This is a genomic window from Pseudomonas sp. FG-3G, assembly GCF_901007645.1.
GTDB lineage: Bacteria > Pseudomonadota > Gammaproteobacteria > Pseudomonadales > Pseudomonadaceae > Aquipseudomonas > Aquipseudomonas rhizophila.
Genome location: NZ_CAAKGZ010000014.1, coordinates 12513 through 26669, shown reverse-complemented (window position 1 = coordinate 26669; position 14157 = coordinate 12513). Strand labels below are relative to the sequence as shown.

Below are 14157 nucleotides of genomic sequence, written 5' to 3'. Positions count from 1 at the left end.
TGTAGGCCAGGCGATCCTCGGGGTACGCCGGGTCCAGCGGCACATAAGCGCCTCCGGCCTTGAGAATCGCCAGCAGGCCGACAAGCATCTCGGCGCTGCGCTGCACCGCGATGCCCACCGGCTGGTCCGGCGTCACGCCCAGGCCGATCAAGCGGTGGGCGAGTTGGTTGGCGCGGGTATCCAGTTGCCCGTAGCTCAGGGCCTGTCCATCAATGCTCAGCGCCAGTGCATCAGGCGTTATCCGCGCCTGTTCGGCGATGCGCTGGTGCACGCACAGGGCATCGCTGCCATGGTCGACCACGCGGTGCCAGTCTTGCTGTGTGCGGCGCTGCTGGGCGGTGTCGAGCAGCGGCAACTCACCGATGCGCTGCTGCGGCGCATCGACGATGCCCTGCAACAGGTTCAGCCAGTGGCAGGCCAGGCGTTCGATGGTGTGGGGTTCGAACAGGTCGGTGGCGTAGGTCAGCTCCGCCGCGACACCCTGCCCGGTTTCATAAGTGCCCAGGGTCAGATCGAACTGGGCGGTGCGCCCTTCCCACACCAGGTCTTCGACGTTCAAGTGCGGCAGTTGCAGTTGCCGGTCCTGGGTGTCGCTGGCGGTCTGGTGGTTGAACATGACCTGGAAGATCGGACTGTGGCTGAGGCTGCGCTCAGGTTGCAGGGCCTCGATCAACTGCTCGAACGGCAAGTCCTGATGAGCCTGGGCGGCCATGGCCGACTGCTTGACCTGCGCGAGCAAACGGTCGAACGGCAGTTGTCCATCCACATGAGCGTTGAGCACCTGGGTGTTGACGAAAAAGCCGATCAGGCCCTCGGTCTCGACCCGATTGCGGTTAGCCACCGGCACGCCGACGCGGATCTGCGGCTGGCCGCTGTAGCGATGCAGCAAGGCCTGGAACGAGGCCAGCAAGACCATGAACAGACTGGCACCTTCGCGCTGGGCCAACTGCTTGAGCGCCGCGCCCAGTTCCGGCGGCAGGTTCAGGTCCAGGCGCGCCCCGCGAAAACTCTGCACGGGCGGGCGCGGATGATCGAGGGGCAACTCCAATACCGGTTGTTCGTCGCCCAGGGTCTGCACCCAATAGGCCAACTGCCGCTCACGCTCACCGGCCTCGAGCCAGTGACGCTGCCAGATCGCATAGTCGGCGTATTGCACACTCAGCGCTGGCAACGCCAACGGCTGGCTGGCGGTGTCGGCCGCGTAGTGACGCACCAGCTCATCCACCAGCACCTGCATCGACCAGCCATCGGCAATGATGTGGTGCTGGATCAGCGCCAGCACGTGGTCGTCCTCGGCGATTTTCAACAGCGAAACCCGCAGTAACGGCCCCTGGCGCAAATCGAACGGGCGTGCGGTTTCAGCCTCGACGAACGCCTTGATGGCGTCGTCCTCGCTGGCCAACGGAGCGGCGGTCAAGGCCTGCACGGCGATGCCCAGGGGCATGTGCCGGTGGATGACCTGCACGGTCTGCTCGCCGTTCTCGCCGAAGGTGGTGCGCAAGCTTTCGTGGCGCTCGAGCAGTGCGTTGAAACTGCGCTCCAGGGCCGGCACGTCCAACTGCCCTTTGAGGCGCAGGGCACTGGGGATGTGGTAAGCCGAGCTGTGGGGATCCATTTGCCAGAGGAACCATTGACGTTCCTGTGCGTAGGAGAGCGGGATGTGTTCGAACCCGAGACGGACCTGGGGAATCGGCAAATTGGCCGGCGAGACGCCCTCTTCGAGCATCTTCTCCAGGTACAGCTTACGTTTGTCCAGCGGCAGAGTGATAAAGCGCTTGGCAATCGTCAAAGCAACACTCTTGTCCATCAGACTTCCTCCATTTCATCAAGCAGGGCTTGCAGCTTGCTGAGTTTCTGTTCATTGATTGGCGCGTCCCCGGTGTCCAGTTGCGCGACAAAATCCCTCAGGACGGGGTGCTGGAAAATCAGTTGCGGGGTCAGGGTCAACCCCAGTTCGAGCGCCATGCGCGAGACGACATTGACTGCCAGCAGCGAATGGCCGCCCAGCTCGAAAAAGTGATCGTTCAGGCCCACGCGCTGCACCGTGAGCACCTGTGCCCAGATCGCCGCGACCTGCTGCTCAAGCTCAGTGACCGCAGCGACATAACCGGCCTGCAACCAGCCAGTGTCCACAGCCGGCAGGGCCTTGCGGTCGAGCTTGCCGTTGGGGGTCAGCGGCAATTGCTCGAGGAACAGCAGATGGGTCGGGATCATGTAGTCGGGCAGGTGCTCCTTGAGCCTGGCCTTGAGTTCATCGCGCAGTGCGCGTTGCTCCTCGGTGTCATCCAGGTTCAGGGACGGAGCGACCACGTAGGCCACCAGTTGCTGGCCGCCCGACACGTCCTGGGCCAGCACCGCCACTTCACGCACCTGGGGTTGTTGCAGCAGCCGTGCTTCGATTTCTCCCAACTCGATGCGGAAGCCGCGGATCTTCACCTGATGGTCGATGCGGCCCTGATACTCGAGCACGCCATCGGCGCGATAACGGCTCAAGTCACCCGTGCGGTACAGCCGTTCGCCGTTTGTGGAAAATGGGTTGGGCACATACTTCTCGGCCGTCATCGCGGCGCGGCCGAGGTAGCCACGGGTGATGCCCGCGCCGCTCAGGTACAGCTCGGCTGAAACGCCCTGGGGCACCGCTTGCAGGTTGGCGTCGAGCAGGTAGCTGGCGGTGTGCTTGACGGGCCGGCCGATGTTCGCCGTGCCGCCGGCAGTGCGGCGGGTCCAGGTGGAATAAGTGGTGTCTTCCGAGGGACCGTAAAGGTCGTAGACGTGCTCAATGCCGCTCTCACAGTACAGAGAGTCCACCAGGCTTTGCTTCAGCGGTTCCCCGGCCAGGTTGATGATGCGCACGCTGGCCGGAATCTCGCCGCTGCGCTGCAACGCGGCGATGGCCGAGGGCACGCTGTTGATCAGCCGTACTTGATCGCGGGCCGGCAGTTGCGGCAGCTCCAGGGCGTTGCGGGCGATGATCAGCGAACCGCCGTTGGCCAGGGTCACGAACAGCTCCCACACCGACAAGTCGAAGCACACCGAGGTCGAAGCGAGCACGCCCTGAATGTCATCGCGACTGTAGACCGATCTGGACCAGTCGATCAGCGCCAGCACGTTGCGATGGGCAATCGCCACGCCCTTGGGCTGGCCGGTGGAGCCGGAGGTGTAGATCACGTAGGCGAGGTTGTCGGGCGTCACGGTTGTGTGGGGTGCGCTCAATGGGTAGTGCGCCAGGTCGAGCTGATCCAGCATGAGCACGGCGGTTTCGGCCGGTACGCTCAGCGTTGCCGCCACCGATTGTTCAGTCAGCAATACCCGCGCGCGGCTGTCGTCGAGCATGTAGGCCACGCGCTCGGCCGGGTAATCCGGGTCCAGCGGCACGTAGGCGCCACCGGCCTTGAGCACCGCCAGCAGGGCAATCAGCAGGTGCTCGGAGCGCGGCATCGCCACGCCCACACGCACTTCCGGGCCCACGCCCATTTCGATGAGCTGGTGAGCCAGGCGATTGGCGCGGCCATCGACTTCGCTGTAGCTCAGTCGGGTATTGGCGAAGGTCACCGCCAGGGCATCCGGTGTGGCCTCGGCCTGGCGAGCAATCATCTGGTGAATGCACAGCGCTTGTTCGAAGGGCGCATCAACCGGGTTCCAATCGTGGGTCAGACGCTGATGCTCATCGAACTCCAGCATCGACAGTTCACCCAGGCAACGCTCGCCGCTATCGGTCATCTGGCCCAGCAACTGAGCCAGATGGGTCGCCAGTCGCGTCACTGTGGCGGGTTCGAAACTGGCCCGCTGGTAGCTCATGTGCACCGACAACTGCCGATCCAGGCCCACCAACAGCGTCAACGGGTAGTTGGTCTGCTCTTGGGTGGCCGCCGGACCAAAGCGCAGGCCATCCGGCGCGCCCTGTTCCAAGGCCTGGGCAATCGGATAGTTTTCGAACACCAGCAAACTGTCGAACAGCGCTTCACCGCCCTGCCCGGCCCAGCGCTGGATGTCCAGCAACGCGGTGTGCTCAAACTCGCGCAGCGCCAGGTTCTGTGCTTGTAGCGCTTGCAGCCAACTGTCCAGGGACTGCTCGGCCCGAGGGCTGGCGATCACCGGCAGGGAGTTGATGAACAGGCCGATCTGCTGCTCGATACCGGGCAAGTCCGCCGGACGACCAGCCACCGTCGCGCCGAAGGCCACGGTGTCTTTGCCGGTGTAACGCTGCAACAGCAGCAGCCACGCGGCCTGCACCAGCGTGTTGACGGTGACTTTCGAGGCACGGGCGAAAGCTTCCAGACGGCGGGTCAGCGTCTCGTCCAGGACCTGCACGTGATCGCCGTAGCCCGTGTCGGCCTCCCCGGACTGCGCAACGGCATCGGCCAGCCTCGTCGGGACCTCCAAACGTTGCAGCGCAGGCTTCCAAAACGCTTCGCTGGCGGCACCATCCTGGCGTTGCAGCCAGGCGATGTAGTCGCGGTAACGACTGCCGTGAACCGAGACGCTCTGGCCGCTGTAGCGCTGCAACACTTCCCCCAGCAACTGGGAATTGCTCCAGCCGTCCATCAGGATGTGATGATGGGTGTAGATCAACTGATAGCGCTGCTCATCGAGCCGCACGATCAGCAGTCGCAACAGGGCCGGCGCGCTCAGGTCCAGCTGCCGACGCTCGGCTTCGGCCAGGGCCTGCAAGGTTTCATCGCGCTGCGCATCGTCCCGCAAATCATGCAAGCGGTAAGGCAAGTCCAATTGCTTGCTGACGATCTGCACCGGATCTGGCAGGTCACCCTGCCAGACAAACCGTGTGCGCAGGATGTCATGGGCGTCCACCGCCGCCTGCCAGGCTTGACGGAAACGTTGCGGCTCCAGGCCTTCAACGTCCAGGCGCAATTGGTTGATGTAGTCGCCCGTGGCGTCGCCGTAGACGCTATGGAACAGCATCCCTTGTTGCATCGGCGACAGTGGATACAGGTCGGCGATCTGCGCCGTCGCCACCGGCAAATCATCGAGTTGCTGCTGGTTCAGGCGGGCTAGGGGGAAGTCCGACGGCGTCACGCCGCCATGCTCGCCGTGGCAGCAATGTTCGATCAAGCCTTGCAGCTCGCGGGCGTAATCGTCGGCCAGGGCCTGAACGGTGGCTTCGTTGAACTGCTCGCGGCTGAAGGTCCAGCCCAGGTTCAGTTCGCCGCCAAACACTTGGCCGTTCAGCGCCAGGACGTTGGCCAGCGGAGCCTGGGCGTTCAATTCATCGCCGGCGCCTTCGCTGGCCGGCACGAACAAGGCACCTTGCGCTTCGCTAAAGCTGGCATCGAACTGCCCCAGGTAATTGAAGGTCAGCTGCGGTACCGGCAGCCGGGCAAGGATCGCCTGCGTCGGGTTATCCGCCAGATGAGCCAAGGCACCGAAACCCAGGCCTTTGTTGGGGATCGAGCGCAACTGCTCCTTGATCTGCTTGAGAGAGGTCCCCAGGTCCATCGACGGCGTCAGTCTGGCCGGGTACAGGCTGGTGAACCAACCGACGGTGCGGGTCAGGTCCACGTCATCGAACAACGCTTCGCGGCCATGGCCTTCGAGCTGGATCAACGCGCTGTCGGTGCCGGTCCAGCGCACCATGACCCGGGCCAAAGCGGTGAGCAGCAGATCATTGACCTGGGTGCGATAGGCCTTGGGCGCGTCTTGCAGCAATTGGCGAGTCAATGAAGCATCGAGCCGGGTGTGTACCGTCAGCGCGAGGTGGTTGTGCTGGCCGCCCTGGGGATTGTCCATCGGCAACCGCCCATCGACACCCTCCAGCCGGGTCTGCCAGTAGGCCAGTTCTTCCTGCAACGACGCGCTGCGGGCATAACCTTGCAAACGTTCGGCCCAGACCTGTGCCGAGGTGGTTTTCGCCGGCAACTGCAGCATCCCGCCGTCGGCCAGTTGCCGGTAGGCGCTTTGCAGATCGTCGAACAGAATCCGCCACGACACGCCATCCACCACCAGGTGATGGATCACCAGCAACAGCCGCTGACTGCCATCGGCCAACGTCGCCAGCACCGCCCGCAGCAGCGGACCGTCTTGCAGGTCCAGGCTGCGTTGCGCGCGGTTGGCAATGTTTTCCAGCGCCTGGGCGTCAGGCACGTCCACCGCCCAAAGCAGCTCTGCGCAGTGGCTGGCCGGGGACCGGTAAGTGGCCTGCCAGCCCTCGCTGCGTTCGCTGAAGCTCAAGCGCAGGCCATCGTGGTGCACCACCAGCGCGCTCAAGGCTTGCGCCAGCACGCGGGCATCCAGGGCGTGCGTGGGTTTGAGCATCACCGCCTGGTTCCAGTGCTGACGCTCAGGGATCGCCTGCCCGAAGAACAGCCGTTGCACCGGCAACAGGGTCAGCGTACCGCTCACCGGCCCTTGATCGATGACCTGCGTGGTTTCACCCGAACGCGCCACCACCGCCAACGCTTCGATGGTCTGGTGCTGGAACAAGTCTTTGGGGGTGAAGTGAATACCGGACTGACGGGCGCGGCTGACCACCTGGATCGAGACGATGGAATCGCCCCCCAGTTCGAAGAAGTTATCCCGCAGGCCGACTTGGCCGAGCTTGAGCACGTCCTGCCAGATGGACGCCAGTTGCTGCTCCAGGGTGCTGCGCGGTGCCACGTAGCGTTGCTGCAATTGACTGACGTCAGGCTTGGGCAGGTTCTTGCGGTCGAGCTTGCCGTTGGGGGTCAGTGGCAGGCGTTTGAGCAGCAGCAGATAGGCCGGGACCATGTGCGCCGGCAGGGTAGCCTTGAGTTGATCGCGCAGGTGCTCGGTGAAATCGGCACGCGGAGCCATTGATTCATCGGCCACCACATAGGCCACCAGACGCTTGCCGCTGCCGGCGCTGCCTTCCTGGGCGACCACCACCGCTTCACGCACGCCCTCGAGGGCTTGCAGGCTGGCTTCGACTTCTCCCAATTCGATACGGAAACCACGAATCTTCACCTGGTTGTCGATGCGGTCCAGGTAATCGAACGTGCCGTCGGCGCGCTGGCGCACCAGGTCGCCGGTGCGGTACAGCAAGCCACCACCAGCACTGAACGGGTCGGCGATAAACCGCTCGGCCGTCAAGCCTGGACGGTTGAGGTAACCACGAGCCAGACCGCTGCCGCCCAGGTACAGCTCACCGGCCATGCCTTGGGGCAGCAGGTTCAGGTCGGCGTCCAGCACGTAAGCGCTGCGGTCGCCGATGCGGCTGCCGATGGGCGCATACGCGGCGCCGCACACCTCGTCACGACCCGCTTTCCAGATCAGCGGCGTGACCACGGTTTCGGTCGGGCCGTAGCCGTTGATGATGAAATCTGGATTCAGGGCGCGCTTGACCCGTTCGAAACTGGCGTTGGCCACCGCATCGCCGCCAAAGCAATAGATCCGCACCTTCGGCGGGTTGCCTTCGCGCTCGGCGTGTTCGGCCAGTTGTTGCAGGTACACCGGCGGGAACGCCACCACCGTCACAGCGTGCTCGCGCAGGGCGTTGTAGGTTTGTTCCGGGGTCCACAGGCTGTCATCGCGAATCAGCAAGGAGGCACCGTGGGTCAGGCTGGTGAGCCAGCGCTCATGGGCACCGTCGAAGGCGAAGGACATGAAATGGAATTCGCAATCGCTGCTGTGCATTTCATAGCGCTCGCCGATGGCCTGGCAGTGCATCGCCAGCGGACCATGGGCCACACTCACACCCTTGGGATTTCCGGTGGAACCGGAGGTGTAGATCACATAGGCGAGGTTTTGCGGGTCGATCTGGACGGACGGTGCGCTCAGCGGTTGCTGGCTCAGGTCCAGGCGATCGAGCTCCAGCACCTGGGCGGCGCCTTCCAACGGCAACTGCGCCGACACCCGGGAGTCGGTGAGCAACAACGCCAGCCCTGAATCCTCGATCAGGTACGCCAGGCGTTCACGGGGATAGCCGGTGTCCAGCGGCACATAAGCACCGCCGGCCTTGAGCACCGCCAGCAGCGCGACAATCACCCCTTCGCTGCGCGGCAAGGCCACGCCGACCCGCGTTTCCGGGCCCACACCATGGGCCATCAGTGCGTGGGCCAATTGGTTCGCCCGCCGCTCGATGTCGCCATAGCTGAAACGCTGACCGTCAAAGATCACCGCCGTGCTGTGCGGGTTTAGCGCTGCCAGATGGGCGATGCGCTGGTGTACGGCAATGTCGGTCGGGTATGGCTGCGGATGGTTGGCCGCCTGTTGCCGAGCCTGCTCCTCGGCGCCGGCCAAGGCGATTTCCCCCAGGTTGCGCACCGCCGATTCGGCGAAGCGTTCCAGCAGTTGCAACAGGTGCTCGCTGATGCCGGCGATGGCCGCCGGGCTGAAATGCGCCCGGTCGAAACTGTAATGCAGCGCCAAGTTCTGGCCAATGGTCACCGCAACGCTCAACGGGTAATGGGTTTGCTCCTGGTGCGTGACCTCACCGAACACCACGCCCTGCCCGGCGCCTTCTTGCAGGGCCTGAGCGATGGGGTAGTTTTCGAACACCAGGATGTTGTCGAACAGCGCTTCGCCGCCCTGCCCGGCCCAGCGCTGGATGTCGGCCAACGGCGTGTGCTCGAAATCCCGCAGGCTGAGGTTCTGCGCCTGCACCGCTTGCAGCCAGGCGCCGACCGACTGATCCGGGCGCGGCGCGGCGATCACCGGCAACGTGTTGATGAACAGGCCGACCTGTTGCTCGATGCCCGGCAAGTCCGCCGGACGCCCGGCCACAGTGGCACCAAAGGCCACACAGTCGTGACCAGTATAGCGTTGCAGCAACAACAGCCACGCCGCTTGCACCAGGGTATTGAGGGTGACTTTCTGCTGGCGGGCAAACTGTTCCAGGGCCTGGGTGCGCGGGACATCCAGGGTCTGGAAGTGATCGCCATGACCGCTGTGGATTTCGCTGGCGGACATCACTCGCGCCAAGCGGGTCGGCTCCTGCAAAGTCGCCAGTTGAGCGCTCCAGAACGCCTCGCTCAATTGCCCGTCCTGACGTTGTAGCCAGGCGATGTAATCGCGATAGCGCCCGATGGCGCTGGCCGACGTGCGGCCGCTGTAGCGTTGCATCACCTCACCGAGCAGCTGCGAATTGCTCCAGCCGTCCATCAAGATGTGGTGATAGGTGTAGATCAAATGCCATTGCCCGGCGCCGGTCTGCACCAGCACCAGGCGCAACAGCGGCGCCTGGCTCAGATCGAAACCTTGCGCGCGCTCGCTATCGGCCAGCGCGGCAAGGGCCTGCGACGGATCGCTATGCTCGCGCCAGTCCAGCACCGTGAACGGCAATTGCACCTTTTTGTGGACGATCTGCAGCGGCTGCTGCAATTGCCCCTGCCAGACGAAGCCGCTGCGCAAGATGTCCTGCGCATCGACGGTGGCTTGCCAAGCGGCGCGGAAACGTTCGGTGTCCAGGCCTTGCACGTCCACCCGCAACTGGTTGACGTACTCGCCGGCGGCCTGCTCGTAGAGGGTGTGGAACAACAGTCCCTGTTGCATCGGCGACAGTGGATAGAGATCGTCGAGCTGGCCGGCCGGCACCGGCAGCCCGTCGAGTTGCGCCTGAGTGACAGGCGCCATCGGGAAATCCGACGGTGTGGCTTGCGGCGTGACCAGGTTGGCGCAGTGTTCGATCAGCGCCTTGAGCTCAATGGCGTATCGATCGACCAGTTGCTGCACGGTCGCGCGGTCGAACATCTCACGGCTGAAACCCCAGCTCATCGCCAGTTCGCCGCCATAGACCTGACCTTCCACGGTCAGCCAGTTGGCCAGGGGTGCCGTCGGGTCCTGGGCGACGCCACTGCCTTCGCTGGAGGGCACGAACAACGCCGCTTCATCGAACTGCCGGTCGAACTGGCCGAGATAGTTGAACGTGATGCGCGGTGGCGCCAGGTCCGCCAGTTCGGCGCGCACCGAAGGTGCCGCCAAATGACGCAGCACGCCATAACCCAGGCCTTTGTCCGGGACGCCGCGCAGGTGTTCCTTGATCGCCTTGATCGACCCACCGAGATCGTCGCTGGCCGTCAGTTTCACCGCGAACAGGCTGGTGAACCAACCCACCGTCCGGGTCAGGTCGATGTCATCGAACAGCGCTTCACGGCCATGACCTTCCAGTTCGATCAGCGTGTCCGGCTGCCCGCTCCAGCGAGTGATGGTGCGGGCCAGCGCGGTCAGCAGCAGATCGTTGACCTGGGTGCGATACGCAGCAGGTGCCCGTTGCAGCAATTGTCGGGTCAGTTCGGCATCCAGACGCCATTCGATCTTCGCGCCGTGGGCATTTTCCAGGCTGCCTTGGGGCCGATCGCACGGCAGGTCCAGCGCGCCCTGGTGCTGGGCTTTCCAGTAGGCCAACTGATCGTCGAAGCGCGGCGCTTCGGCGTTCAGACGCGCGGTCCAGCTCTGGAATGCGCTGGTCTTGGCCGGCAAGGTCACGCCGCCACCCGCCGCCAGTTGTTCGTAAGCCTGCTGCAAATCTTCCAGCAACACCCGCCACGACACACCGTCTACCACCAGGTGATGGATGACCAGCGCCAGCCGCTGACTGCCGTCGGCCAGATTCACCAACATGGCGCGCAACAGCGGCCCTTCTTGCAGGGAGAGGCTGCGCTGCGCCTCGTCGCACAGCGCATTCAGTTGCTCGGCGGATTGGGCATCGCGCAACCACAGATCAGCGCTTTGCAGCAACGGTCCGTGGCTCTGTCGCCAGCCGTCCGCGCCCGGCACAAAGCGCAGGCGCAGGGCATCGTGATGATTGATCACGCACGTCAGCGCCGCATCGAGCCATTGCCCATTCAAGGGCTCGCGAGCGGTCAGCAGCAGCGACTGGTTCCAGTGCTCACGGGCGTTCATCGGCCGCGAGAAAAACTGCTGCTGGATCGGCCCGAGAAGAGCCTCGCCGGTGATAGGCCCCTGGTCCACCGCACTGTGATGGTCGAGGCTGGCGACCAGGGCCAGGCTGCGCACGGTCTGGTACTGGAACAGATCACGCGGATTGATACCGATACCGACCTGTCGCGCACGGCTCACCACTTGAATGGAGATGATCGAATCACCGCCCAGCTCGAAGAAATTGTCTTCGAGGCCGACCCGCTCCAGCCCGAGTACATCCTGCCATATTTCAGCCAGCGCGATCTGCAGCGCATCCTGCGGCGCGACGAACGCCTGCTGTGGCGCCGCATCCGGTTGCGGCAGGGCCTTGCGGTCCAGTTTTCCGTTGGCGGTGACCGGTAATCCGGCCAACGGCATCAGGTAGGTCGGCACCATGTATTCCGGCAGACTGCCCAGCAGCCACGCTTTGAGGTCCTGCTGCCACTGCTCGTGCGGGTGGGTGTTTTCCAGCACCAGATAACCCACCAGATGCTTGCCGTCCTGCACCAACACCACCGCCTCGCGCACCAGCGGGTGCTGCATCAGGCGGGTTTCGATTTCGCCCAGCTCAATGCGCAGGCCACGCAGCTTGACCTGATGGTCGAGGCGGCCAAGGTATTCGATCACCCCGTCGGCACGCTGGCGCACCCGGTCGCCGGTGCGGTACAGGCGCGCGCCGTCATGGAAGGGGCACGGTACAAAACGCTCGGCGGTCAGCGCCGGGCGCTGGTGATAACTGCGCGCCAGCCCCGCACCACCCAAGTACAACTCGCCAGGCACGCCGTACGGCACCGGCGCCAATTGCGCGTCGAGCACGTGGGTGCGCAGGTTGGCGATCGGCCGACCGATCGGCACGCAATCGGCACCTTCGTCGACGCATGTCCAGTGGGTCACGTCGATGGCCGCTTCGGTCGGCCCGTACAGGTTGTAGAGGCTGGCGTTCGGCAGTTTGGCGAAGACTTGTTTCTGCGCATCCAGCGGCAAGGCTTCGCCGCTGCAGACGATGCGCCTTAGCCCTTCACAGGTTTGCACGCCCGGTTCATGGATAAACGCCTGCAGCATCGACGGCACGAAGTGCAGCGTGCTGATGCGGTAACGGTTGATGATATCGATCAATTGCAGCGGGTCGCGGTGCGCACCCGGCGCGGCCACCACCAGACACGCACCAGCCATCAGCGGCCAGAAGAATTCCCACACCGACACATCGAAGCTGAACGGCGTTTTTTGCAACACCGCATCGCTGTCATCCAGGCCGTAAGCCTGCTGCATCCAGCACACACGGTTGACCAGAGCCGCGTGACTGTTGCCCGCGCCCTTGGGTCTGCCAGTGGAACCGGAGGTGTAGATCACATAGGCCAGACTCAACGGATCAACCGTCACCTCGGGGCGACGTTCGCTGTAACCGTCGAGCCAGCCACTCGGCTGATCGAGCAAAATCACGCTGACGCCATCGGTTGGCAGCTCCGCCGCCAGAGAGTGCTGGGTCAGCAGCAAGGCGATGCCGCTGTCTTCGATCATGTAGGCCAGGCGATCCTGCGGGTACTCCGGGTCCAGCGGCACATAGGCGCCGCCGGCCTTGTGGATCGCCAGCAGACCGACCACCATCTCCACCGAACGCTCGACGCAGATCCCCACCAGCGTGTCCGGCCGCACACCGCGCTCACGCAGCAGATGGGCCAGGCGGTTGGCGCGGGCATCGAGTTGGGCGTAGCTCAGGCTTTGTTCGCCAAACAACAACGCCGGAGCATCCGGGGTGCGCGCCACTTGGGCTTCAATCAGTTGATGCATGCAGCGATCGGTCGGATAGCGTTGGGCCGTGGCATTGCCACCGTGCACCAGGGTGTTGTGCTCGTCGGCGTCGAGCAGCGGCAATTCGCCGATGCGTTGCGACGGATCGGCGACCATCGCCGCCAGCAAACGCAACCAATGCCGGGCCATGCGCGCGATGGTTGGCGCTTCGAACAGGTCGTTGGCGTACGTCAGCGCGGCGTGCAGCTTGCCGGCCTTTTCGTAGGTGTCCAGGGTCAGGTCGAACTGGGTGGTGCGGCCCTGCCAGTCGAGCATGCCGAGTTCCAGCCCGGACGCGGTGCTGACCGTGGTGAGGTCGGCTACGTGCGGCTGATGGTTGTACATCACCTGGAACAGCGGCGTATGGCTGAGGCTGCGCTCCAGCTTCAAGGCTTCGACCAGACGCTCGAATGGCAGGTCCTGATGGGCCTGGGCACCGAGTGCGGTCTCTTTGACTGCGCGCAGCAAATCGGCAACCCGCGTCTGCCCATCCAGTTCGGTGCGCAGCACCTGGGTGTTGACGAAGAAGCCGATCAAGCCTTCGATTTCATCGCGATTGCGGTTGGCGATCGGCACACCGACGCGGATATCGGACTGGCCGCTGTAGCGATGCAACAGCACGTTGAACGCGCCGAGCAACAGCATGAACAGCGTGATGCCGTGCTGCTGGGCGGTGCTGCGCAGTTGCTCCGCCAAAACGGCATCGATGGCAAACTCATGACGGCTGCCGCGATAGCTCGGCATGGCCGGGCGCGAGTGATCGGTCGGCAGCTCGAGCACCGGATGCTCGCTGCCCAGTTGCGCCTGCCAATACTCGAGTTGCCGCGCCTGCTCGCCCGCTTCGAGCCAGCGGCGCTGCCACAGGGCGTAATCGCTGTACTGGATCGGCAGCGGCGCGAGTTGCGGCGACTGCCCCGCTTCATGGGCGTCGTAGCAACGGATGAATTCGTCGATCAGCACGTTCATCGACCAGCCGTCGGAGACGATGTGGTGCAAGGTCAGCAACAGCACATGGTCCTGCTCGTCGAGCGTGAGCAGCTTGACCCGCAGCAGCGGCCCGACCGCCAGATCGAACGGCAGCAGTGACTGTTGCTGCGCCGCCTCGGCCACTGCCCGTTCGCGCTCGGCGGCCGGCAAGGCACTGAAATCCTGTTGCTCGATCAGCAGCGGCGCGCAGGTCGGCACTTGCAACAGGCTATCGTCCGCCTGACGCTGGAACACCGTACGCAGGGTTTCGTGACGCGCGACGAGGCTGGCGAAGGCCTGCTCCAGCGCCGTCAGGCTCAACGCGCCCTTGAGCCGCACCGCCCCCGGCAGGTTGTAGGCCGCGCTGCCGGGCTCCAGCTGCCAGAGGAACCACATGCGCTGCTGGGCGTAGGACAAGGCTTGGCGATCTTCGGCTTCAACGCCCTGGGGGATGGGGAAACCGCTGAACTCGACGCCCTCCTTGTCCAGCGCCGCCAGGAACATCCGGCGCTTGTCCAGGGGCAACCCGATAAACCGGCGAGCAAGTTTCAAGGCGTCTTCAGCATTCAT

2 protein-coding genes (1 of these 2 cut by a window edge) are annotated in these 14157 nt (G+C 64.2%); both read right to left on the bottom strand.

Annotated features, from left to right (window positions below; all coding sequences use genetic code 11):
- Positions 1 to 1807: the beginning of a non-ribosomal peptide synthase/polyketide synthase gene (locus PSEUDOMOFG3G_RS07275; protein WP_139049526.1), read on the bottom strand. It extends 11723 nt beyond the left edge of the window; 1807 of the gene's 13530 nt are visible here — the first part of the coding sequence; the start codon lies at positions 1805 to 1807; its stop codon lies off the left edge, out of view.
- Positions 1807 to 14157, bottom strand: coding sequence for a non-ribosomal peptide synthetase (locus PSEUDOMOFG3G_RS07270; RefSeq protein WP_139049525.1), 12351 nt, complete (start codon positions 14155 to 14157; stop codon positions 1807 to 1809). The genes PSEUDOMOFG3G_RS07275 and PSEUDOMOFG3G_RS07270 overlap by 1 nt, the downstream gene beginning before the upstream one ends.

Excerpts from the sequence above, each read along its gene's own strand:
- PSEUDOMOFG3G_RS07270 (WP_139049525.1), bottom strand. The coding sequence starts at position 14,157 with ATGAATGCTGAAGACGCCTTGAAACTTGCTCGCCGGTTTATCGGGTTG.